This window comes from Pelomonas dachongensis, assembly GCF_043555865.1.
GTDB lineage: Bacteria > Pseudomonadota > Gammaproteobacteria > Burkholderiales > Burkholderiaceae_C > Pelomonas > Pelomonas dachongensis.
In genome coordinates, this window is sequence record NZ_JBIGHY010000013.1 from 65,954 (window position 1) to 89,734 (window position 23,781).

Below are 23,781 nucleotides of genomic sequence, written 5' to 3' on the forward strand. Positions count from 1 at the left end.
TCGAGTCTGCAGTCGATGGCTCACCTCCCCGACCTTCAGCCCGGCTGGCATGAGCCGCTGGGTTCCTTTGCCCGCGACGGCGGCGTCAACTTTGCGATTCCCAGCGAGCACGCGACGCGCATCGAGCTGTGCGTGTTCGACGCCGAAGGCCAGCGCGAGCTGCGCCGCTACACGCTGGACGGCCCGCATGATGGCGTCTTTCACGGCTTCCTGCCGGGCGTCGGCCCCGGCCTCGTCTACGGCATCCGCGCCCACGGCCCTTACGCGCCGGAGCAGGGCCACCGCTTCAACCCGCACAAGCTGCTGCTGGACCCGTGGGCGCGAGAAATAGTCGGCCACTTCGGCTGGCGTGCCGAGCACCACGGCTATGAGCTGGGCCACCCCGACGGCCCACGCTCGCTGGACCACCGCGACAACGCGACGCAGGCGCTGAAGGCCCGCGTGGCGCCGCCGCCGGTGGCACACGCGCGCGCCCACACGCCGCGCCGCGCGCCGAGCGACGTGGTGCTGTACGAGGTCCACGTCAAGGGCTTCTCCAAACTTCTGCCCGGCCTGCCCGAGGATCTGCGCGGCACTTACGCGGGCCTGGCGCATCCGGCGTCCATCGCGCATTTCAAGCGTCTGGGCGTGACGACGCTGTCGCTGCTGCCGGTGCACTACTGCATCGATGAGCCGCACCTCGCCGAGCGCGGCCTGCACAACTACTGGGGCTACAACACGCTGGGCTTCTTCTGCCCCGACCCGCGCTGGGCGCAGTCGGCTCACCGGCACGACCCGACCGCGGTGACGGCGGAGTTCCGCCAGATGGTCGATGCGCTGCACGCCGCCGGCCTGGAGGTGGTGCTGGACGTCGTCTACAACCACACGCCCGAGGGCAACGAGTTCGGGCCGACGCTGAGCTTCCGCGGCCTGGACAACACCACCTGGTACAGGCTCACGGCCGGCGACCTGGGCCACAACGAGAACCTGACCGGCTGCGGCAACACCGTCAACTGCGCCCATCCGCGCGTGACGCAGTTCGTGCTGGACTCGCTGCGCTACTGGGTCGCCGAGATGGGCGTGGACGGCTTTCGCTTCGACCTGGCACCCGTGCTGGGCCGCACGAGTCACGGCTTCGACCCCGATGCCGCCTTCTTCACCGCACTGCGGCAGGACCCGGTGCTGGCCGGCGTGCACCTCATCGCCGAGCCCTGGGACGCCGCCTACGACGGCTACCAGGTTGGCCGCTTCCCGGGCCGCTTCCTCGAGTGGAACGACAAATTCCGTGACGCGGCGCGCGGCTACTGGCTGGCGGCCGGACCGGGCGTCGGCCGCGGCGAGTTTGCGCGGCGCTTCATGGCGTCCAGCGACGTGTTCCACCACGGCCAGCGCCTGCCGACCGCGTCGATCAACTTCGTGGCCGTACACGACGGCTTCACGCTGGCCGACCTGACCAGCTACGCCACCAAGCACAACGATGCCAACGGCGAGGACAACCGCGACGGCCGCGACGGTGAGCTGGCCGCGAACTTCGGCGTCGAAGGGCCGACCGACGATGCCGCCGTCAACGCCACCCGCGAGCGCGTGCGCCGCGCGCTGCTGGCGACGACGCTGCTGGCGCAGGGCACGCCCATGCTGTGCGCCGGCGACGAGATAGCCAACAGCCAGGGCGGCAACAACAACGCCTACTGCCAGGACAACGAGACGACCTGGCTCAACTGGGACCGCGCCGACGGCGGTCTGACCGAACTGGTCGCGCAGCTGCTGGCGTTGCGTGCGCAGGAGCCGCTGCTGCGCCACCCGCGCTGGTTTGCTGCCGGCCCGGGCGAGGCCAGCATCGCCTGGTACGCACCCAGCGGCCACGAGATGACGCCGCACGATTGGCACGACGCCGGCCAGCGTGCCTTCGGCGCCCAATTGTTTGAAGTTCGGCGCGAGGCAGGCGCGGCTGCACCTCGGCTGATGATCGTCTTCAACCCCGACCCGGCGCCGCTGCCCTTCCTGCTGTGCAACGGACCGTGGCAACTGGTGCTCGACAGCAGCGGCGAATCGGCCGCGCCCCTCGTTCTTCCCGGCCAGCCGCTCAGCGTGCCGGCCCGATCACTCGTCGTGCTGCGACACGCCTAGCCATGAACCTGAACCAACGCTCCTCGGGTGTGCTGCTGCACATCACCTCGCTGCCCGGCCCGCACGGCATGGGTGACTTCGGCCCCGATGCCTATCGCTTCGTCGATTGGCTGCAGTCCGCCGGCCAGAGCGTCTGGCAGCTGCTGCCGACCACGCCCATAGGCCCCGGCGATTCGCCCTACCAGGGCGTGTCGGCGTTTGCCGGCAGCCAGTGGATGGTGGCGCTGGAGCCGCTGATCGCCAAGGGCTGGCTGAAGCAGCCGGATGTGCCGCCGTTCAATGGCGATCATGTCGACTACGGCCAGGTTACGCCGTGGCGTGAGCAACAGCTGCGCGCGGCTGCGAAGGGCTTCTTTGACAGCGCAACGGAAGCCGACCGCAAGGCATTTGCCGCTTGGTGCGAGGCGCAGCAAAGCTGGCTGGACGACTACGCGCTGTTCATGGCGATCCGCTCGCCTCTGAACGGCCAGCCGTGGTGGACTTGGGACGACGGCCTGAAGCGCCGCGAACCCAAGGCGCTCGCGAAGGCGCGCAAGGACCACGCCGACGAGATCGCGTTCTGGCAGTTCGTGCAGTGGCAGTTCGACGTGCAGATCGGCGCGCTGAAGGCCTACGCCAACGAGCGCGGCGTCAACCTCATGGGCGACCTGCCCATCTTCGTCGCGCACGACAGCGCCGACTGCTGGTCGCGCCCCGACCTGTACTCGCTGGACGATGAGTTCCAGACCACGGTCGTCGCCGGCTGCCCGCCCGATGATCTGGGGCCGCTGGGCCAGCGCTGGGGCAACCCGCTGTACCGCTGGGACCGCATGGCCGCCGAGAACTACGCCTGGTGGACGGCACGCATCCGGCGCGCGCTGAGCCAGGCCGACGTGTTCCGCATCGACCATTTCCGCGGTTTCGCCGGTTACTACGAGATTCCTGCCGACAGCCCCGACGCCACGCGCGGCGAATGGAAGATCGGCCCCGGCATGCCGCTGTTCGACGCCATCCGCCAGGCGCTTGGCCCGCTGCCCATCGTGGCCGAAGACCTGGGCTTCATCACCGACGACGTGCATGCGCTGCGCGACGGCTGTGGCTTCCCCGGCATGAAGATCCTGCAGTTCGCGTTCGGCGGCGAAGCCGACCACGAGTTCCTGCCGCACAGGTGGGCCACCACGTCGGTGGCCTACACCGGCACACACGACAACGACACCGTGCGAGGCTGGTGGAACCAGGCCAAGGCCCGTGAGCGCGCGTTCGTTGGATCCTACCTGGCCTGCAGCGAACAGGACATCCACTGGGCCATGATCCGCGCCTGTGCCAACTCGGTGGCCAACATGGCCGTCTACCCGCTGCAGGACGTGCTGGGCCTGGGTTCCGAACACCGGATGAACGTCCCCGGCGTGCTGGGCGGCAACTGGGGCTGGCGCTTCCGCTGGGACTGGCTGGGCAGCGAACCGACGCGCGTGCTGGGGCTCATCACCGCAGCCGCGGGGCGGGGGCCGTTCGAGTTGCTGAAGTTGCCCGACTGAACCGTTCTTTGCGCCATTGACAAGGGCCCCGTGAGGGGCCCTTGTCGTTTTTTCAGCGCTGGTCAGCGACACAGGCCGTCAAGGCCGCTGCACCCGCCGCGCGTTGATCTTCTGCAGCGGTGGCTCCTTCATGCCGTCGCCGAGGAAGAAGCTCGGGTACGGCGGCTGGTTGTAGGCCGTGTTCTGCCAGGCGATGGCGACCCGGTACTGGGCGTCGTGCATCAGCGTGGGCAGGCGCCGCTCGGTAGGGTGGGGCGTGGTGTAGATGTAGAGGAACTGGTCGTCGGCGCTGCGCCACACGACTTCCTCGCGCCAGTCGCCCAGCAGGTCGGCCGACACGAGGGGCACGTTTTTCGTGCCGTTGGTGTGTAGCGCGCCGGCCGCCTCCAGCAGCGGGCGCGAGCTGCCGCTGGCCCAGTCCCACTTGTTGATGCGGTTGCGGTCGAACAGCTCGCGCAGGTCGTCGCCGTCCCACCAGACGACGAAGCTCATTTCGCGCGGGCGCTTGACGCCTTCGATGGGCTTGCCCTGCGCCGTGTAGAGGGTGTCGCCGTTGCTGGCCCAGGCCTCGGCGCCGGGGTGGCGCGGGTCGATGTCAGCGGCCACCGCGCGGCCGGTGTCCTTGTCGGCGGGCGTGCTCCACAGCACCTGGCCCGTGCGCGCGTCCAGCATCGCCGAGCCGATGCCGCCATTGGCGCGCACCGATTCGTGGGCTCCGAACTTCTCCAGCCCGGGGTGCGTCGGGTCCAGGTCGCCGACTGCCATTGCGTCGCCGTGCAGCAGGCCCGAACTCCACAGGCCCTTGCCGTCGTCGTCCACGGCCATCGCGCCGTAGATGATCTCGTCGCGGCCGTCGCCGTCCACGTCGGCCACGCTGAGCTGGTGGTTGCCCTGGCCGCCGAAGCGCTCGTTGCCGGGCGTGGCGCTGTCGAAGGCCCAGCGCCGGCTCAGCTTGCCGTCGCGCCAGTCCCAGGCCGCCAGCGTGGTGCGGCCGTAGTAGCCGCGCGCCATGACGATGCTGGGGCGTTCGCCATCCAGATAGGCCGTGCCGGCCAGAAAGCGGTCGGAGCGGTTCGCGTAGCCGTCGTCCCAGACCTCGGCCATCTGCGCTTCGGTGGGCGCGTCGGTGCGCGGGTCGCGGGCCGGCCAGTAAGGTGCGCTGGCGAGCGCCTTGCCGGTCGGGCCATCGAACACGGTCAGGAACTCGGGGCCCTTGACGATGCGGCCCTGCATGGTGGCGACCATGCTGCCGTCGGTCAGCACCTTGGCTCCGGTGCGGTCGCGCGTGGGGCGCTCGCCGCCGCTCTCGCGCCAGTCGGCGGTGGCATCGCCCAGTACCTGGCCGGTGCCGTCGACCGTGCCGTCGCTGGTGCGCACGGCCAGCTCGGCGCGGCCGTCGCCGTCGTAGTCGTAGACCTGGAACTGCGTGTAGTGCGCGCCGGCGCGGATGTTGCGGCCGAGGTTGATGCGCCACAGCCGCCGGCCGTCGAGCTGGTAGGCATCGATGTAGACCTCGCCCGTGTAGCCGCCGAAGGCGTTGTCCTTGGCGTTGCTCGGGTCCCACTTCAGGATGATCTCGTAGCGGCCGTCGCCGTCCAGGTCGGCCACGCTGGCCTCGTTGGCGACATAGGTGTAGGCCTCGCCGCTGGGCGTGGTGGCGCCCTCGGGCTTCTGCAGCGGCAGGGCCAGCCGGCCGCCGGCCCACACGGGCACGGGCGTGCTGGCACCCACGTCCTTGCCCTGTACGCGGGTCTTGACCACGTAGGTCGAATGCAGCGTGCCGGCCTTGTCGACCAGGTTGGTGGCGCCGTTCAACGGCTTGGCGTTGAGCTTCTCGCCATCGCGGTAGACGTCGAACGCGGTGGCTGGCGCGTCGGTGGCCAGCAGGCGCCAGCTGACCAGCACGCCGCCGTCAGCGGCGGGCACGGCGACGGTACCGCGGTCCAGCGCTTCGAGCCAGCGCGGCGCGTGCTGGGCCTGCTGTGCGTTGGCGCAGGCAGCCAGCGAGAGGGCGGCGGCAACGGCGATCAGGCGCCGCTGCAGGGAAGAAGATCCAGACGAAATCATGGTTCGCGCAGTCCTTGAAAGGCAGGGCGCGGTGCGGCAGAACGGCACCGCGGCTGCGCGCGATGGTAGGACTGCGCGGGCGCCGACAACGGTCAAGGCGCTGCGTGATTCCGCAGGCCTGCTGCTCAGCGTTCCAGCGTCAGTATGAGGGGGCTGCGGGCGGGGACGCTCAGGCTGCTGCCCAGCGTTTGCGTCGTTGTGCCCAGCACGTCGCGAGCGCGCTGGCCCGGGGCGATGCGCTCGGAAAAGCGGGCCAGCGGCAGCGTCACCGCCTTGTCCGTCTTGTTCAGCACCACCATCACCGTGCGCTTCGCGTCGTAGCGGAAGAACACGTAGACGCCGTCCAGTGGCGCGTACTGCATCAGCGCCCCGTCGTGGATGACGCGCTCGCCCTTGCGCCAGTTGAACAGGCGCCGTGTCCAGTCCTGCATGTCGCGCTGCGCGGGCGTCAGGCCTTCGCCGGTGAAGGCGCTGGTGGTGTCGCCGACCCAGCCGCCGGGCATGTCGGCGCGCACGCGGCCATCGTCACGCTCAGTGGGGCTCTGCATCAGCAGCTCGCTGCCGTAGAAGACCTGCGGGATGCGGCGCGTGGTGGCGATGTAGGCCAGTGCGATCTTCGTCAGGCCGACATCGCGCTGAAGCAGCGAGAAAAGGCGCGGCGTGTCGTGGTTGCCGTCGAACAGCACGAGCTGTGCCGGGTCGGGGTAGACGAAGTCGTGCGCCAGGCCCTCGTACAGCTTGGTCAGGCCGGTGTGCGGGCCGTCGTTCTCCAGCAGCGCGGCCAGCAGGTTGGCCTGCATCGGGAAGTCCATCAGGCTGGGCGTGTGCGACACATAGCCGTCGTGGTTCTTCTTGCCGCGCTGCCAGTAGGCCACGACGGCCGGATGCGGGCTCCACTCCTCGCCGACAACGTTCAGGTTCGGGTACTCCTGCATGACGCGGGCGGACCAGCGTGTCAGGAAGTCGCGGTCGGAGTACGAGTAGGTGTCGGTGCGGATGCCGGACAGGCCATAGCGCTCAATCCACCAGAGCGTCATCTGCATCAGATAGGTCGCCAGCTCGGGGCGGCGCTGGTTCAGGTCGGGCATGGTGGGCACGAACCAGCCGTCGGTGAAGCGCCTGCGGTCGCTGGGCGCGGCGTAGGGGTCCTGCAGCGTCATGCGCGCGTGGTGGGTTTCGGTGTACTGCGGCCACTCGTTGACCCAATCCGGCGCAGGCAGATCCTTCATCCACCAGTGGCCGCTGCCGATGTGGTTCAACACCACGTCCTGGATGATGCCCACGCCCCTGGCGCGCGCTTGCGTGACGAAGGCGCCGAAGTCGGCGTTGGTGCCGAAGCGCGGATCGATTTTGTAGAAATCCGTCGCCGCGTAGCCGTGGTAGCTGTACTTGTCGCTGTTGTTCTCGACCAGCGGTGTGGGCCACACCTGCGTGAAACCCAAGTCGGCGATGTAGTCGAGGTGCTGCGTCATGCCGGCCAGGTCGCCACCGTGGCGACCGCTGGGGTCGGCGCGGTTCATGCCTTCCTTCATGCCCGCCTGGCCCAGCTGGGCGCCTTGCGAGAAGCGGTCGGGCACAACCAGGTAGATCGCGTCCTCCGGCCCGAAGCCCTGGCGTTCGGCAGAGCCCGGCGCGCGCGCCAGCAGCGGGTAACGCAGCGTGGTGCCGCCGATGCTGATCGCCAGCTCGCCGGGGCGGGCGCGCGGCGACACCTCCAGGTCCACGAACAGGTAGTTGGTGCTGGTGGCGCGGTGGCTGGCCTTCAGGGTGACGCCTGGGTAGGGCGCCAGTTGCGGCTTCGCATCGGCAATGCCGGCGCCGTGGATCATCAGCTGCAGCGAGGTGTCGCGCATGCCGACCCACCAGTTGGGCGGTTCGATGCGGTGGGCGTCGGCGGCGGAGGCAGGGAGCGTCATCAGTAGTGCAGTGGCAAGGGTGATCAGGGTCTTCATGGCGTTTCCAGACGGTAGACGCGCAGGGACAGAGGCGCCAGCGTCGTGCCAGCGGCCTTCTTGGGGTGCAGCAGACGAGCACCGGCGGGCAGGTTCAGCGGGGCCGGCGTGTCGCCGTAGTTCAGCGCCACCAGCACGCGCTCTTTCCCGTGCGAGCGCTGGAAGGTCCAGACCTGGCCTTGCACTTCGTCGGCTTCGTAGCGGCCCACCGTCAGCGCCGGCGATGCGCGCCGAAGCTGGATCAACTCGCGATAGAAGTTAAACAGCGAGCCGGCGTCGCGCTGCTGCGACTCCGCGTTGTGGCGGCTGCGGTTCAGCGCCAGCGGGCGGAAAGGCGTGGCGCTGGTGGTGAAGCCACCTGCCGCAGTCCAGCTCATCGGCGAGCGCAGCGGCGCGTCGCTGTCTCGCTCGGCATCGATGCCGGCTTGGCCGATCTCCTCGCCGTAGTAGACGAAGGGCGTGCCGGGCAGCAGCAGATAGCTGGCGGCGGCGAGCCGGTAGCGGGCCTCGTCGCCGCGCAGCTGGTCCCACACGCGCTGGCCGGTGAAGATGTCGTGGTTGTGCAGGAAGGTCGCCATCGTCGGCGACATCGCGCGGTAGTAGTCGGCCAGCTTCCGCACCGCCGCCGCGTCGCCCTTGGCAGCCTTCATCAGCTCGTAGTTCTGGTTGAACGCGAAGGCACCGCCGCACAGCTCAGGGGCGCCGTAGGCGATGGGCTCTGCCGTGGCCTCGCAGACGACGTAGCGGCCCGGGTAGCTCTTGATCAAGTCCTGGAATTGCTTGGTCAGCACGCGGCTCTCGGGCTGGTCGTTCCAGTCCTTCGCGCTGTTCTCGATGAAGTGCGGCACGGCGTCCAGCCGGTAGCCGTCCAGCCCGCGGTTGAGCCAGAAGCGCAGCGAGTCCTCGTGGTACTTCACGACGTCGGGGTTGCGCATGTTGAAGTCGGGCATATGTGGCCCGAAGGTGCCGAAGTAGATGTCCGGCGCGCCCGGCTTGAAGGGCGGCAGGTCCTTCACCGCGCCGGTGAAGGTCCAGGGCTGGGTGGCAGCGTCGTACCAGGGCACCTTGCCCCAGATGTCCCAGCCTGGGCCAGGTGCGGGGTTCCAGACGAACCAGCCGCGCCACGGGCTGCTGTGGTCCTTGACCGCGGCCTGGAACGGCGGGAACTGCCAGGACGCATGGTTGATGACGTAGTCCATGACCACGCCGATGCCGCGCTGGTGTGCCTCGCGGATCAGCTCGTCGAAGTGGGCCAGCGTGCCGTACTGCGACTCGATGCCGCGGTAGTCGGTGGTCGCGTAGCCGTGGTCGTGGTCGGAGCTGGCGGTGATGGGCATCAGCCAGATGCCGCTGATGCCCAGTTGCTTCAGGTAGTCCAGGCGGCTCGTGAGGCCCTTCAGGTCGCCGATGCCATCACCGTCGCTGTCCTGGTAGCCGCGTACGAAGATCTCCATGAACGCGCCGTGCTGCCAGTTCGACGGCAGGCCACTGGACTGCGGCCTCGCGGGCACCGGCCGGGTGTCGATCTGGGCGTGGCCGGTGAGTGACCACACGGCCAGGCTCAGGCTGATCAGCAGGCTTTTGGCGCGCATGTATTCAAACTACTAATCCGATGACGGGGCAGCATAGCCATCAATGAAGTGTTTTTGTCATAGGGATTTCGTTGAATGTAGTTTTGCTACTATTTTGCAAATACAAAGGAGACTTGACATGGATGTGCGCCCAGTCCCCCACGCGTTCCGCCGCACCGCGTTGGTTGCGCTTGCACTGCTGGCTGCAGGCGCGCAGGCCGCCGACCTGGAGGACTGCAACCGCGAGGTTCCGACGCCGTCTGCCGTGGCCAGGCCGCTGGCCGAGGCCTACTGGCTGGACGCGCGCACGCTGCAGTGGCCGGGCCTGAAGTTGCAGCCGGGCGAGCGCGTGCGGCTGCATCACGGGCGGGCGGCGCAGGTGCGCGCCGTCGCGGGGCAGGCGGTCGCCGGCGCGGACGGCGCGGTGGCGCTGCAGCCCAGCGCCGCTGCGCTGCCGGCGCGACTGCGCTTCATCGGCGACGGCCCGCGTTTCGCAGTGGCGGCGGGCACCGACGTTGCCGCGCTCCTGCGCGAGCAGGTGGTGCTGGTGCACGAGACGGCCGAAGGCCGCGTGATCGCGGCCACGGCGTTGCAGACGCCCGGCGCGCTGGACGACCTGTACGCGGAGGCGGAAAAGGTCGACGACCTCGGCGCCCATCCCGCCCGGGCGCAAACGCGATTCGCCGTCTGGGCGCCCACGGCGCAGCGCGTGCTGCTGTGCCGCCACACCCAACCCGATGCGCCGGCCAGCGCCGTGGAGGCCATGCGCTTGGACCTGGCCACCGGCGTCTGGCGCGCCGAGTTGCCGGGGAACTTGAGCGGACAGGCCTACCGCTACCTCGTCGACGTGGTCACGCCCACGCACGGCCGCCAGCGCAACCTCGTCACCGACCCGTATGCCGTCGCGCTGACGACCGACTCGCGGCTCGGCGTCGTCGCCGACCTGGCGTCCCAGCAGCTGAAGCCGCGCGGCTGGGACCGCGAACCGGGCCCTAGGCGCGTGAAGGTCGCGACCGACCAGGTCATCTACGAACTGCATGTGCGCGACTTCTCCATTGGCGACACCAGCGTGCGGCCTGCCTGGCGCGGCAAGTACCTGGCCTTCGCTGAGCCGGCGTCTCGTGGCATGCAGCACCTGAAGGCGCTGGCGAAGGCCGGGCTGACCGACGTGCACCTGCTGCCCGTGTTCGACCTGGCCAGCGTGCCCGAGCGCGGATGCAAGATGCCTGCGGTGCCCGCCGCGCCGGCAGACAGCGAGGCGCAGCAGGCCGCCGTGATGGCGGTGGCCGCCGACGATTGCTTCAACTGGGGCTATGACCCATGGCACTTCAATGCGCCCGAGGGCAGCTATGCGACCGATCCGCTGCGGCGGGTGGTCGAGTTCCGCCAGATGGTGATGGCGCTGCACCGCGCCGGCCTGCGCGTGGGCATGGACATGGTCTACAACCACATGGCCGCGGCCGGGCAGGCGCCCAAGTCCGTGTTGGACCGTCTGGTGCCGGGCTACTACCACCGGCTCAATGCCCAGGGCAACATCGAGCGCTCGACCTGCTGCGACAACACGGCCACCGAGCACCGCATGATGGCCAAGCTGATGATCGACTCGGCGGCGCTGTGGGTGCGCGAGTACAAGATCGACTCGATGCGCTTCGACCTGATGGGCCACCAGCCGCGCGAGGCCATGGAGCGGCTGCAGCAGCGCGTGGACGCCGAGGCGGGCCACCCGGTGCAACTGCTGGGCGAGGGCTGGAACTTCGGCGAGGTGGCCAACGGCGCGCGTTTTCTGCAGGCGTCGCAGCTGAGCCTGAACGGCAGCGGCATCGGCTCGTTCAGCGACCGCGCCCGCGACGCCGCACGCGGCGGTGGTGCAGGCGAGGGCGGCGACGCCAGCGTACGCAACCAGGGCTGGCTCAATGGCATGGTCTACGCATCCAACGCGCTGGGCGGGGACCGTCCGCGCGACGACCTGCTGAACGCCGCTGACCTGATCCGCGTCGGCTTGGCCGGCTCGCTGCGCAGCTACGAGCTGACCACCTGGCGCGGCGAGAAACAGCGGCTGGAGCAGATCGACTACGCGGGCCAGCCGGCGGGCTTCGCCAGCGAGCCGGGCGAGGTCGTCAACTACACCGAGAACCACGACAACCAGACGCTGTTCGACATCAACGCGCTGAAGCTACCGCTGGACACCCCGCGCGAGGACCGCGCCCGCGTGCAGATGCTGGGCGCGGCGCTGGTGGCCTTCAGCCAGGGCATTGCTTACTTCCACGCCGGCCAGGACATCCTGCGCAGCAAGAGCCTGGACCGCAACAGCTATGACAGCGGCGACTGGTTCAACCGGCTGGACTGGACTTACACGACCAACCACTTCGGCACCGGCCTGCCGCCGAAGCAGGACAACTTCGGCAAAGATGGGCGCGACTGGGCGCTTGCACGCGAACGGCTTGCGCGCGCGGAAATCGCACCGCGTCCGACCGACATTGCCTGGGCGCGCGCCGTGTTCCTCGATCTGCTGAAGATCCGAGCCAGCACGCCGCTGCTGCGGTTGTCCAGCGCGGCGGAGATCCAGCGGCGGGTGAGCTTCCCCGGCAGCGGCGCTGGCCAGAACCCGGTTCTGGTCGCCACGCGCATCGACGGCCACGGGCTGCCCGGCTACCAAGCGGTGATGACGCTCATCAACGTCGCACCGACCCCCCAGGTGCTGACGTTGCCGGAAGAAGCGCAGGCCGGCTGGAGGCTGCACCCGGAACAACGCGAAGGCGCCGACGCGCGCGTGAAGCGGGAGGCGCGCTTCGAGGCGGGGCGGTTCGAGGTGCCGGCGCGCAGCGCCGTGGTGTTCGTGCTGAACTAGGGTGAGGTCTCGGCGCGCATTTTCAGGCCGTAGCGCTTGAAGATGCGCTCGGCGCTGCCGTCGGCCAGCAGCGCGTCATGTGCCTTCTGCAGTCGGGCCTGTTCGGCCTCGGTAATGCCTCGGTGCGCGGCCAGCCAGATGTCGGCGGACTCCAGCACCAGACCGGTCTGCAGCTGCGCCGGGTCGTAGCCGTTGCGGCGCCAGCTGTCGGTGTGGATCAGCTCGCTACCGTACATCGCGTCCACCAGGCCACGCTGCAGTGCGCGCTGCATGTCGTCGACGCCGGTGGAGTGGTAGACGCGGCGCATCTGCACGCCCTGCTGCCGCAGCGCGTCGAGGTTGGAGGAGCCGCGCAGGGCGGCGATGCGCAGTCGGCGCGCCTGCTCGATAGTGGCGATGCGTGGCTTGCCGGCCAGCGTGATAAACGCGAAGCGCTGCGCGTAGAGCTTCACCAGCCACTGGAACCGGGTCTCGCGGTCGGGCGTGCGGTTCAGCGGCACGATCAGCGTCCGCGGTTGCTCGGTGGCGCGCAGCATCGCGCGCGCCCACGGGACGAACTCGGGTTGCGCTGGCAGGTCGGCCAGCTTCAGCATGGCCTCCACCAGGTCCATCAGCACGCCGCGCTGGCCGGGGTCGCCGGACATGGTCATGGGCGGCAGGTCGCTCGTGACCAGCGCCAGCGGCGCGGCCGATGGCGCAGACAGCGAGGTCTTCGGCAGGATGAGCGCGGACAGCGCGGCGAGGGTACGGCGACGGCTCAGATTCACCGGCGCATCGTCTCAGTCTCCCGTGACGGCTGCAAGCCTGATGTGCCAGAAGTGGTCGGGTTATTTTCCCGGTGCGCGGGTCGTGTGGGGGAGGCCACGGCGGGTGCGCCGCAACTGCCACCCGACCACGCCCACACCCAGTGCCACAAGGGCCGCGCTGGCCGGCTCGGGGACTGCGGCGGCGGTGACATCGAAGGTCAGCGTGCCGTTGAGCCAATGGCCCTCGGCGGTGCCGACCGCGAAATCTTTGAACTCGTCGCTGAACTCGATGCGCAGCAGACCGTCGGCGCCGACGGTCACGCCCAACGGTGCCAGGTCTTGCGAGCCGGCGTAGCGGCCGGCTCCGCTGAGGCCGTCGGCGATGTCGGGCGCCAGCGTCAGCAGGTCCAGTCCGCTGGCGCTGCCGAAGCTGACCTGCATTTCCGACAGCAGGCTGGGCGCGAACGCCTCCAGCGTGACGTTCCAGTCCAGCCCGTTCAGCCGGGAGTGGGCGCCGATGTCGATGAGCCAGACCGTGTTGCCGGCCTCGCCCAGTAGGTTGATGCTTTGCGCGCCGCTGACGTCGACGACGACAGGCGCGGCCTGGGCACCCAGGGTGGCGAGGACGAACGCGGCCGTGGCGGCCAGGCGGTGGAGTTGCTTCTTCATGGTGTGGATGGTGTTCAACGGGTGGTGGCAGGGCGCATAACGAAGACGACGGCCGTGCGCGCCGGCACGCTGAAGCCACCGGTGGCGCGGTCGAAGGTGGCTGCGCGGGCCCGCTGGTCGGCGGCGTGGGCGGGGTGCAGCTCCAGCGCGTGGCCTGCCAGTGTGGGGAGCGTCAGCTGCTTGGCGGTCTTGTCGACGTTGATCAGATAGACCAGTTCGTCGAAGTTGGCGCCGGGGTAGCCCACGCCGTCGATGCGGCCCGCCAGCACAGTGGCTTCCTGACTGGAGCCGGTGTTCAGGAACGTGAGCCGCGCCTTGATGTCCTCGGCGGTGCGCAGCCGCAGCAGCGTGGTGCTGGCGCGGATCTTCAGCAGGTCGCGGAAGGCGTCGCGAGTCCAGGCAATGTCGTTGGCGTGCGGCTTGATCAGCGCGTTGGCCAGGAGCGGGCGGGACAGCGCCCAGTTGTCGGCGTTGTCGCGCGCGGGCGGCAGGCCCGCGCCGAAGTTGTTGTCCGCGTAGCTCCAGTCCAACCGGTTGAACCAGTCGCCGCTGTCGTAGCTGTTGCGATCCAGGCTCTTGCTGCGCAGCGTGTCGGTGCCGGCGTGGAAGTACGCCACGCCCTGGCTGAACGCGTTGATGGCGTTGGCCAGGATCTGCACGCGGGCGCGGTCCTCGCGGCTGGTGGTCGCGGGCAGGCGGAAGGCGTTGTTGTCGAACAGGGTCAGGTTGTCGTGGTTCTCGACGTAGTTGACGACCTCGCTCGGCTCCAGTACCCAGCCGGCCGGGATGCCGCCGACGTCGATCTGGTCCAGGCGCAGCGTGGCGTCCCAGCTCGTCTGCATCTGAAAGCTGCGGATGGAGCCGGCCAGCGAAGCCTTCAGGCGGTCGCCCATCCACATCAGCTCACCACGCGTCTGGCCCGTGCTCGCACCATTGCTGTCGTAGAAGAAGCCGTTCACGTAGCCTTGGGCGGCGACCAGCGCATTTCCGCTGTCGCAGCAGCCGCCGCCGCGCACCGCGTCGCGCATCAGCGGGTTGAAGCTGCCGATGCCCGAGCCGTTCAGGCTCAGCATCTCGGCCTGCACGAAGCGCGCGCCGTTGGCGACCTCGCCGAAGTTCCAGCCCTCGCCGACGATTTGCACGTCGCGGCCGGTGGCGGTCTTCACGCGCGCCTTCAGCGTCTCCAGCACCGAGCGCGGGTGGTGACCCATGATGTCGAAGCGCAGCGAGCTGATGCGGTAGTCGCGCGTCCAGGTGACGGCCGAGTCGACCATCAGCTTGGCCATCATCAGGTTCTCGGCCGCGGTGTTCTCGCAGCAGGTGGAGCGCTCGATGCCACCGCTTGCGTTGTAGCGGAAGTAGTAACCCGGTACGACCTTGTCGAGCACGGACGTGGCGTTCTGGCCGGACGAGGTGGTGTGGTTGTACACAACGTCCATGCCGACGCGCAGGCCGGCTGCGTTCAGCGCCTGCACCATGCGGCGGAACTCCACGACGCGGGCCAGCGGGTCGCTCGCGGTGCTGGCGTAGCTGCCGTCGGGCGTCGTGAAGTGGTGCGGGTCGTAGCCCCAGTTGAAGCAGTCGGTGCCGGCCGTGGCGGCCACGGCGGCCTGCTGCGTCTCGCCGTCCGGCGCGCCCGAAGGCGAGGGCGAGGTGCAGCCCTTCTCATTGACGCTGGCGAGGTCGAACACTGGCAGCAGGTGCACGTCGGTCAGGCCCGCGGCGGCCAGCGCCGTCAGGTGCTTCATGCCGTTGGAGTTGTGCTCCGCGAACGCCAGGTACTTGCCGCGGCGCGCGGCGGGCACGGTGGCGTCGTTGATTGAGAAGTCGCGCACGTGCAGCTCGTAGATGCTGAGGTCTGACGGCGCGGCCACGGTGGTGGGCGGCGCGCCGGCGTCCCAGCCGGCGGGCTTGGTGACGGAGGCGTTCAGGTCCATCACCACGCTCTGCTGGCCGCCGAGCGTCAGGCCCAGCGAGTACGGGTCGGTGACGAGGTTGCGCACCACGCCTACGCCCTTCACGAACACCTGCACCTGGTAGCGGTAGGTGGCGCCCTGCAGATTGGCGGGCTTGATCAGGCGCCACACGCCGGTGGCGGCGTCGCGTGCCATCGGCTCGGTGGTCGTGCGGGTCAGCGTGGAACCGTTGATCGGCGCGGTCAGCACCACGGACACGGCCTGCGCGGTGGGCGCCCACAGCTTAAAGCGGGTGCTGCCGTTGGCCACTGTGGCGCCCAGGTCGGGCACGTCGTTCGCGGCGGCGTAGAGGTCGTCCAGTGCGCCCGCGATCTGCGCCGTCGTCGCGTTCTGCACGCGGCCTGCAGCGTCCACTTGCACCAGCACGAGCTGCTGCTGGTGCAGCGCGGGCAGGCGGGCGATGTCGGCGGCGCGCACGCTGAATACGGTGCCGCCGGCCACGTACTTGAAGCGCAGCGCATCGGCCGCGGGCACGGTGCCGGTGAAGGCATCCAGCGAGATGAAGCCGTCGGCGCCTTGCACCGGGGTGCCGGCCGCAACGGCGATCTGGCCGGTGGCCGAGTGGTACAGGCGCACCGGCGCGGAGGTCGCCAGGCGCGGCCACTTCACCAGCGTCTTGTTCAGCCAGACGGCGCGCGCGTCGGTGCTGGAGACCTGGCGCAGGTCGGGCGGTGCGGTGTAGGAGGTGGCGTCACGCTCCACCAGCCACACATGGCCGACCTGGTTCTGAATCGTCAGCGCCGAGAACTCGACGCGGACGTTGTTGTCGCGGCCGTCCTTGTCGTTCTCGTTGGGCGGCATGCCGTGGATGATGAACTCCAAGCCCTTGCGGTTGAAGTCGCCCCGCGGGTTCAGCACCGGGATGTCGAAAACCACCTCGCCGTCGCCGGCAGCAAAGCCGGGCATCGCGCTGAAGGTGACGGGCTGGCCCCAGTTGTCGATGGTGACGCCCGCGGGAAGGCGCGAGGTGTCCAGCCCGCTGCCGTTCCACAGGTGCAGGCCCCAGGCGCTGTAGCCGCCGTCGAAACGCTGGTAGTGCACGCGCACGGTTTTGATGTCGGGCGCGGGCAGCATCAGCGGATTGCTGGTGTAGTTGTTGCTATCGCTCTGCAGGCGCCAGATCTCGTTGGTGCCGGACTGCAGCGTGTAGCTTTGGTCGGCACCGCCGTTGTCCTTGTTGTCCCCGTTGTGCAGCAGGAAGCCCACGGTGCCGCTGCCGGAGGCCAGCGGCACGTCGTAGTAGACGCCGAAGTCGTCGCTGCCCGCCGCGTTCCAGCCCTGGTTCCAGTTGGGGCTCTGCGCGGCGTTCCAGCTGTGGATCTGCCAGCCGGCATGGTTGCCGTCGGCGCGGCGGTAGTGCACGCGCAGCGACGTGGCTGGGGCGCCAGGCGTGGCCACCGCGGCGGCGCGCGCGCGGGCTGCGTCGGGCGCTTGCGGCACGCCGGCCAGCAACTCGACACCCACTGCATCGGCAGGCGCGGCGGCGGTGGCGCTGCTCATGGCGTGCGCCGGCGCTTCGGCGCTGCCGCCGCCGCAGGCGGCCAGCAGCCCGCACAGGCCGAGCGTCAATGCCCCCATCCATCGCCGCGTCTGCCGCACGACGCCACCGGTCCATGCCTTCATGTCTCTGCACTCCTTTGAAGTGTGCGGATGCTATTGAAGTAAAACTACATTAGAAAGATGGTGGATTCCCAGGGGTTTGTCGGAATTTCCCGGATGATTGGTCGTGTTTGAGATGGCGTCTTGTTGAATGTAGTTTTGTTTCTATGTTTCATTGTGTCCCGGCGGCCGGCGGAGTGACTGCGGAGACGGCCTCGCCGTGCACGATGACTGAAGACACGCTGCAGGGGTGCGACTAAGCTTGCAGCAGGAGACCTGAAGAACTCAACCACGTGAGCAGGAGACTGCCATGCACCATGTCCGCCGTGTCTGTGCCGTGCTGGCGCTGGCCTGCTTGGCCTGCCTCGCCGGCTGCGCCGTCGAGCCGATGCAGCCGCCCGATACCAACGTGTTCCGCGACGCGGCGTTCAGGCCGGCCAGTGTGCCCATTGACGCACAGGAGGCGCTGAAACTCAGCCCTGCGATGCAGCGATTCGCCGAGACCGAGATGGCCAGCGAGATCCGCCTGAAGGGCGTGCGCGACGGTCTCATCGATGCGCTGTACACCAAAGGTCGTCTCCAGCTGGACTACGACAGCGAGATCACCCGCACCGCCGCCGAGGCCTTCGACGCCCGGCGAGGCAACTGCCTGTCGCTGGTGCTGATGACCGCGGCCTTTGCCCGGCAACTGAACCTGCCGGTGCGCTTCAACAGCGTCTACCTGGAAGAAGCCTGGACACGCGCCAACGGCATCTACTTCGTCGCGGGGCACGTCAACATCAGCCTGGCGCGTCCGTTGCCCAACACCTCGCGCATGACGGTGTTCGGCGACCCCGAGCTGCTGACCATCGACTTCCTGCCGCCGGAGCAGGTGAAGCGCCATCGCAGCCGCGTCGTCGACGAGTCCACCATCCTCGCAATGTTCATGAACAACCGCGCGGCCGAGGCGCTGACGCTGGGCCAGATCGACGACGCCTACTGGTGGTCGCGTGCGGCGTTGCAGACCGACTCGCGCTGGTTGGCCTCGTACAACACACTAGCCGTGCTGTACCGCCGCAAGGGCTTGTTTGATGCCGCCGAGAAGACGTTGCGGCTGGTGCTGGAGCGCGAGCCGGCCAACGTGCAGGCGATGTCCAACCTGGTGCTGGTGTTGACCGACGTGGGCCGCAGCGCCGAGGCCGACAGCTATTCGCGCCAGCTCGCGCAGTTGCAGCCCGTGGCGCCCTACAAGTTCTTCGACGACGGGGTAGCGGCCATGAAGGCGGGCGAGTTCGCCGAGGCGCGCCAGCTGTTCCGCAAGGAGGTGGCGCGTGCTGCCTACGTGCCGGAGTTCCATTTCTGGCTGGCGCTGGCCAACTACGGACTGGGCGACGTGGCGAGTGCGCGTGGCGAGATCGCCAAGGCGCTGGAGAACAGCGCCACGACGCGCGACCGCGACATGTATGGCGCCAAGCTGGCCTGGCTGAATGAGCAGCAGCGCGAATTGCGCGAGCAGCGCCGGCAGCCGGTGCGCGGGCCGGGGACCTAGAGCGGCGCCAGCCCGTGCCGCGCACGGGCCCGCGCGCAGGCGTCGTCGCCGATGCCCATCGGCGCGCGCTCGCCGAATTCGCGGCAGGGCGACGGGCGCCACTCGTGGATGCCGCAGCTGGCCTTCTGGCCCACCTTGCCACTGAGCGCCGCGCAGCGCGGCTGCACATGGTCAGTGCCGCGCATGCGCACGAGCCGGCCGCTCAGTTCGGCCGCCAGGCCGTCCGGCACGCTGCCGCCTTCGCTTTCCAGCTCGCTGCGGTCGAAGTCCACGCGGAAGCTCGCGCAGCAGGCGCCGCAGCTCAGGCAGGGGTTGTCTGCCATGGCGTCAGTCCGGCAGCGGCTCGCGCACCACGGTGACGGTGCAGGCCGACTCGGCCACCACGTAGCCCGACACGCTGCCCAGGTAGCGGCGCAGGGTTGACGCGCCGCGCGCGCCCATGACGATGTGGTCAACGCCGTTGCGGTGCGCGAAGTCCACCAGCGCCTCGGCCACGTCGGAAGCCTCCAGCACGTGGAAGGTCAGCCGGCCGTCCTCTAGCTTCAGCGCCTTGCGAATGGGCAGGGCCCAGTGCTTCAGTGCGATGAGCTGCTTCACGTGCACGCTCTGTCCGTGCTGGTCGGTCAGCTCGTCCAGGCCGATGCGGTTGGTGCGCATGACAGCCACGCAGGCCAGCCGCGCGCCGGTCTCGGTCTGCACGATGCGTCGCACGGTCTCGCACAGCTGTGCGCGCAGCTCGGGCGTGCCCCGGTCCACCTCCACGGCGGCCATGACGATGGGGCTGCGCGCCAATTGCTGGCCGGGCTGCACCACGGCTTCGGGCTCGCTGCCCAGCGCGAAGAACCAGCGCTTCAGGCGGATCATGAGGCCGCTCGTCTGAAGCTTTTCGGCACGCGCGGTCAGCGCTATGCCGGCCGGTTCGCGCAGGTCCAGCGCCAGCTGCGCGGCGCTCTGGTAGCGGCGCTCGGGCTGCACCTCCAGGCAATGCAGGATGACCTCCTGCAGCCACGGCGGCAGCTCTGGCCGGATGGCTCGCGGCGGCACCGGCTCCACGTACAGGCGCCGGCGCAGGCCGCGCACCGAGTCGGGCTGGCCGAATGGGCGCTCGCCGGTGGCCAGGTGGTAGAGCATCACGCCGAGCGCAAACAGGTCGCTGCGCGGGTCGTTGCGCACGAACTGCACCTGCTCCGGGCTCATGTAGGGGCCGGTTCCCATGGGCAGCGTGAACTCCTCCTCCAGCAGGTCGGGCAGGTGCTCGTGGCGCGACAGGCCGAAGTCCAGCAGAACCGCCGTGCCATCCGGGCGGAACATGATGTTGCTGGGCTTCACGTCCAGGTGCACGACATGCTGGCGGTGCAGCGCGGCCAGCGCCGTGGCCACTCGGGCACCGATGTCGGCGACTTCCTCGGGCGGCAGCGGCGCGTCGTCCAGCCGGGGGCGCAGCGTGTCGCCAGGGATGCGCTCCATGATGATGAAGGCCTGCCGGGTCCAGTCCCCGCGCGCGACGAAGCGCGGCACGTGCGGGCCGCTCAGCTGCGGCATCAGCATCTGCTCCACCTCGAAGCCCACGATGGTGGCCGGGTCCTCACCGCCCTTGATGCGCGGCACCTTCATCAGCAGCCCGATGTCGTCGGTGGGGCCCTCGTCGGGCGTGGCGCGGCTGACCCGCCACAGGTGCGCCATGCCGCCCTGGTGCAGGCGCTCCTCCAGCCGGAAGCCGTCCAGCACCTGGCCGACCTCCAGCGGCGCGGGGGACGGTGGCAATGCGTTGTCGCCGGCGGGCGCACCCGACGTGACTTGCGCTGTCGCGCCAGGCGGTGCTGCGGGGCTCATTCCCCCAGCCCCAGTCGGCGCGTCAGGCGGTCGACGAGGGCGGCGGGCATGTCCGTGGCGCGCAGCGCGTTGCATGCGGCGTCGACGTCATAGGCGACGCGCTGGAACGTGATGCGCGCATCGTCCAGTTCCGAGCGAGCGGGGTCGAACAGCGCGTAGCAGGCCGCCGGGTTGCCGTCTCGCGGCTGGCCGCAGGCGCCCGGCACGACCAGCCACTGGCGGTGCCCCGGCAGCGGCATCGCGACGCCTGCCACGGGCCGGAAATCGCCCGCCTTGCCGGTGCCGGACAGGTGGAACAGCATGGGGTCGTGCATGTGGCCGCAGACCTGCAGCCGCGCCGGGTTGGCGTTCATGCTGCGCACGGCCTCGCTGCGGCCCAGGATGTACTCCCACCCACGCGGGTCGAAGGCGTTGGCGTGAACGAACAGGCAGTGGCCCGGCTCGCCGCGGGCCTGCAGCGGCAGGCGGGCCAGGAACTGCAGCTGCGCCTCGTTCAGCTGTGCGCGCGTCCAGTCGACGACGGCGCGTGCATCGGGGTGCATGCCGGGCATGCTGCCTTGCGACACCGCCTCGTCGTGGTTGCCCTGCACGGCGATGGCGCCGTCGGCCACCATCGCCATGACCTGGTTAAGCACCCAGGCGGGGTCGGCGCCGTAGCCGACGAAGTCGCCCAGCAGTGCGAAGTGCGTGGCGCCCTGGGAGCGAGCGTCGGCGAGGACGGCCTCGAAGGCCTGTCGGTTGGCATGAATATCGGTGATGAAAGCCCAGCGCATCCCGACAGCTTGCCACGAAGCCCTGACGCCGCGCCGACGCCGGCCTGCCGGCTCGGTGCCGGCAGGCCGTTCAGCGACGAAGGCTCAGCCCTTGACGCGGTGTGCGCGGCGTGCCGCCACACCCACGAGGGCCATGCCCGCCAGCATCAGCGCGTAGGTCTCGGGCTCGGGCACCGCGACGGCGATGGTGAAGCTGCCGCCCGCCTGCGCGCCGGCCAGGTTGATGGTCCAGTTGGTGCCCTCTCCTAGCGGGGCGCCCAGGTAGAGGTCCGTCGTCAGCCCTGGAGAGAAGCGGGCCCAGGCCTGCTGCGCCGAACTGCCCGAGGCCGTGATGGCCTGGAAGCCGTCGGTAGCGATGCTGCCGGGCTCGCCGAAGCTGGCGCCGGTGAGGGTCATCGTTACGCCATCGATGCCCAGCCCGCTGAGGTTGCGCACCAGCGCGTTGAAGCTCAGCGTGCTGCCGATGTCGGCGGCGTCGAGCGTGAACGTCAGCGAGGCGGTGCCCAGCGTCGTGAAGTCCAGGTCATAGGCCAGCAGCGAGCCGCTGCTGTAAGAGGTGACGGCGGCGCCGCTGCTGCTGGTCAGCGTGACGGCCTGGGCCGGTGCGGCGGCGAAGGCGGCCACCAGGGCCGCGGCGAGGAGGTGATGCTTCATGGTTCGGTCTTGGCTTGAGGTAGGGGGGGCGCGATCAGATCGAGCCGTTGGCCCAGGGGCCCGTGATGGCGAAGGTGATGCCCGGCGTCTGGATGTTGACGAACAGCCAGCGGCCCGTCGGGTCGAAGCAGGCGCCGGCGAACTCGTTGGTGTTGTGGGCGCCGGCCAGCGTGGTGCGCTTGCCGGCGGCGGCCAGCTGAGCGGCCGTCAGGTTGATGTTGTTCTTCGCGAAGATGAAGGTCTCGCCTTCGGGGCTCAGCCCCATCAGGCGCTGGCCCACGCCGAATTCGTCGTTGGCGGCGTTGGACGCGTCCTCGCAGATGACGATGCCGCCGCGCGGGCTGACGGTGATGTTGTCGCCCATGTTGCCGACGCTGGCGCCGGACGTGGAGTAGATGCAGGTCATGACCTGCGTGGCCAGGTCCAGCTCCCAGATGGCGCCCAGGTTCACGCTGCCGCCCGACGTGTCCATGAGATAGATCTTGCCGGCGTGGTACCACATGCCTTCGCCGCGGTTCATGCGCAGTGCGCCCTGCTGCCATCCCTGCACGAACGGGCCCGCGCAGTTGTTGATCGTCTGGCCATTCAGGCCGGTGGCGTTGCCGCGGTTCTGGTCGGGATTGTTGATCGTCACCCACTCCAGCGCGTAGGTCTGGTCGAGCTGGGCCGGTGCGACGTTGACGTTGTTCTGGCCGATGACCTTGGCCATCTGCAGCGTGCCGCCCAGCGCCAGCGAGCCCAGAGAGCCCTGGGTCACGTTGGGCACATAGCGGTAGAAGCCGGACTTGCCCGAGGAATCCTCGCTCTGGTAGACGACGCCGGTGGTCGGGTCGACGGCAACGGCCTCATGCGCGAAGCGGCCCATGCCGATGAGGGGCTGAGCGCTGGTCTGCACCGGATCGGCGGCGACCTCGAACACGTAGCCGTGCTTGCGGCCCTGTGTGCTTGTGTTGTCCGAGCCGACTTCCTCGCAGGTCAGCCAGCTGCCCCACGGCGTGGGGCCACCCGCGCAGTTGGTGCGGGTGCCGCCCAGGCTGGGCGACACGCTGATGAAGTTGCCGTCGCGGAAGATGACGTTGGTGTTGCCGCCGGCCGAGTACTGGCCCGACGTGGTGCCGGTGTCGTAGACGGCCGGTGCTCCGAGGAAGGTGGCGCTGGCGGTGCCGCTCAGCTCGTGGTTGCGGATCAGCACCAGCTCGGTCGAGCGGCCGACGCGGCGGCTCGTCACCACGGCCATGCCGTCGTGGCCGCCGGGGGCGGGCAGGCCGTTGCTCATCGTGTCGCCGGTCCAGCCGAAGCTCTTGTAGCTGAAGCCCGCGGGCAGCTTGAGCAGCGGCAGGCCGGTGGTCAGGTCGTTGACCGGCGCGATGGGGCCGTAGGGGCTGGCCACGCGGGCGGTGTTGCCGGCGGCAACCGCCTCGCGCGCATGCAGCGCGGCGAGGCAGGAAATGAAGGGGAGCGAAGCCGCGCTCTTGAGCAGGATGCGGCGGCTGGCCTGGACGGGGAGGTCGGACATGGCGGTGGTGGGCTGAGGGTCGGAGGGCGCAACCCGGCAGCGCCGGGCTGCGGGTGGCAGCGGTCGCGACTGTGACCACCGCTTGTGAAGCGAGCGTGACTTATTCACGACCGACCGTCATGCGCCGGAAACTGGTGCCGCAAATCGGCATAGGGGGCCTCCAATCATCGGAGGCGCCCCTGCCGCACCACCGGGCATGCGGGTCCGCACCTGGCGGTTCGAGAGTTTGAGGTCATGAGAGGCGGGGTAGCCCCAATCGGTCGAACCAGGCGATGGTGAGCACGCTGTTGAGGGCCTTGCCGCTGTTTCTCCACCAGCGACGGCTGTTCGGCGCGACCCGTCTTGCAACCTGCGGCGCAGCCCCCAGACCAAGCAGTTCCCGGTAGATGGTGGTGCCGCGTTTCCACTGTTTGAGTTGGAGGGTTCGCG

Annotated in this window: 15 protein-coding genes and 1 pseudogene; 4 read left to right on the forward strand and 12 right to left on the reverse strand. The window is 69.3% G+C overall.

Annotation, left to right across the window (positions count from 1 at the left end; all coding sequences use genetic code 11):
• Nucleotides 1–15: 15 nt before the first annotated feature.
• Complete coding sequence (gene glgX, locus ACG02S_RS23855) at nucleotides 16–2,106, forward strand: glycogen debranching protein GlgX (RefSeq protein ID WP_394473001.1); 2,091 nt, start codon at nucleotides 16–18, stop codon at nucleotides 2,104–2,106.
• Nucleotides 2,107–2,108: 2 nt separating this feature from the next.
• Nucleotides 2,109–3,620, forward strand: coding sequence for a 4-alpha-glucanotransferase (gene malQ, locus ACG02S_RS23860; RefSeq protein WP_394473002.1), 1,512 nt, complete (start codon nucleotides 2,109–2,111; stop codon nucleotides 3,618–3,620).
• Nucleotides 3,621–3,698: 78 nt separating this feature from the next.
• Here the strand turns inward: malQ and ACG02S_RS23865 are convergent, their stop codons facing one another.
• The 3 genes from ACG02S_RS23865 to ACG02S_RS23875 all read right to left on the reverse strand — a co-directional run bounded on the left by ACG02S_RS23865 (nucleotide 3,699) and on the right by ACG02S_RS23875 (nucleotide 9,231).
• Complete coding sequence (locus tag ACG02S_RS23865) at nucleotides 3,699–5,687, reverse strand: rhamnogalacturonan lyase (protein WP_394473003.1); 1,989 nt, start codon at nucleotides 5,685–5,687, stop codon at nucleotides 3,699–3,701.
• A gap of 125 nt (nucleotides 5,688–5,812) precedes the next feature.
• Nucleotides 5,813–7,639 (reverse strand): glycoside hydrolase family 13 protein, encoded by a 1,827-nt coding sequence (locus ACG02S_RS23870; protein WP_394473004.1) that lies wholly within the window; start codon nucleotides 7,637–7,639, stop codon nucleotides 5,813–5,815.
• Nucleotides 7,636–9,231: an alpha-amylase family glycosyl hydrolase gene (locus ACG02S_RS23875; RefSeq protein ID WP_394473005.1), complete on the reverse strand. Its 1,596-nt coding sequence runs from the start codon at nucleotides 9,229–9,231 to the stop codon at nucleotides 7,636–7,638. The genes ACG02S_RS23870 and ACG02S_RS23875 overlap by 4 nt, the downstream gene beginning before the upstream one ends.
• 118 nt (nucleotides 9,232–9,349) lie before the next feature.
• Here ACG02S_RS23875 and ACG02S_RS23880 point away from each other — a divergent pair, with 118 nt between their 5' ends.
• A complete protein-coding gene (locus tag ACG02S_RS23880; RefSeq protein WP_394473006.1) occupies nucleotides 9,350–12,058 on the forward strand; it encodes an alpha-1,6-glucosidase domain-containing protein in 2,709 nt (902 codons plus the stop codon).
• On the opposite strand, the gene ACG02S_RS23885 is transcribed toward ACG02S_RS23880, so the two are convergent.
• The 3 genes from ACG02S_RS23885 to ACG02S_RS23895 are packed head-to-tail and all read right to left on the reverse strand — an operon-like array spanning nucleotide 12,055 to nucleotide 17,072.
• The gene (locus ACG02S_RS23885) at nucleotides 12,055–12,825 is read right to left on the reverse strand and encodes a substrate-binding periplasmic protein (protein WP_394473007.1); all 771 of its coding nucleotides are present in this window, start codon (nucleotides 12,823–12,825) and stop codon (nucleotides 12,055–12,057) included. The genes ACG02S_RS23880 and ACG02S_RS23885 overlap by 4 nt on opposite strands.
• A 60-nt stretch (nucleotides 12,826–12,885) precedes the next feature.
• Nucleotides 12,886–13,473 carry a PEP-CTERM sorting domain-containing protein gene (locus tag ACG02S_RS23890; protein WP_394473008.1) on the reverse strand — a complete coding sequence of 196 codons (588 nt, stop codon included), beginning with the start codon at nucleotides 13,471–13,473 and terminating at the stop codon, nucleotides 12,886–12,888.
• 14 nt (nucleotides 13,474–13,487) lie between these two features.
• Nucleotides 13,488–17,072 (reverse strand): alpha-1,6-glucosidase domain-containing protein, encoded by a 3,585-nt coding sequence (locus ACG02S_RS23895; protein WP_394473009.1) that lies wholly within the window; start codon nucleotides 17,070–17,072, stop codon nucleotides 13,488–13,490.
• Between the two features lie 286 nt (nucleotides 17,073–17,358).
• Here ACG02S_RS23895 and ACG02S_RS23900 point away from each other — a divergent pair, with 286 nt between their 5' ends.
• Entirely contained in the window at nucleotides 17,359–18,576 is a 1,218-nt protein-coding gene (locus tag ACG02S_RS23900; protein WP_394473010.1) for a tetratricopeptide repeat protein, read from the forward strand.
• On the opposite strand, the gene ACG02S_RS23905 is transcribed toward ACG02S_RS23900, so the two are convergent.
• The 6 genes and pseudogenes from ACG02S_RS23905 to ACG02S_RS23930 form a co-directional block, all read right to left on the reverse strand.
• Complete coding sequence (locus ACG02S_RS23905) at nucleotides 18,573–18,899, reverse strand: YkgJ family cysteine cluster protein (RefSeq protein ID WP_394473011.1); 327 nt, start codon at nucleotides 18,897–18,899, stop codon at nucleotides 18,573–18,575. The two genes, ACG02S_RS23900 and ACG02S_RS23905, sit on opposite strands and share 4 nt — an antisense overlap.
• Before the next feature lie 4 nt (nucleotides 18,900–18,903).
• Entirely contained in the window at nucleotides 18,904–20,409 is a 1,506-nt protein-coding gene (locus ACG02S_RS23910; RefSeq protein WP_394473012.1) for a protein kinase domain-containing protein, read from the reverse strand.
• Nucleotides 20,406–21,182, reverse strand: a complete 777-nt coding sequence (locus ACG02S_RS23915) for a metallophosphoesterase family protein (protein ID WP_394473013.1) — start codon at nucleotides 21,180–21,182, stop codon at nucleotides 20,406–20,408. The genes ACG02S_RS23910 and ACG02S_RS23915 overlap by 4 nt, the downstream gene beginning before the upstream one ends.
• 84 nt (nucleotides 21,183–21,266) lie before the next feature.
• Nucleotides 21,267–21,836: a PEP-CTERM sorting domain-containing protein gene (locus ACG02S_RS23920; RefSeq protein ID WP_394473014.1), complete on the reverse strand. Its 570-nt coding sequence runs from the start codon at nucleotides 21,834–21,836 to the stop codon at nucleotides 21,267–21,269.
• A gap of 34 nt (nucleotides 21,837–21,870) precedes the next feature.
• Nucleotides 21,871–23,352, reverse strand: a complete 1,482-nt coding sequence (locus ACG02S_RS23925) for a PhoX family protein (RefSeq protein WP_394473015.1) — start codon at nucleotides 23,350–23,352, stop codon at nucleotides 21,871–21,873.
• Between the two features lie 232 nt (nucleotides 23,353–23,584).
• Nucleotides 23,585–23,781: pseudogene (locus ACG02S_RS23930) on the reverse strand (group II intron reverse transcriptase/maturase); the annotation flags it as partial.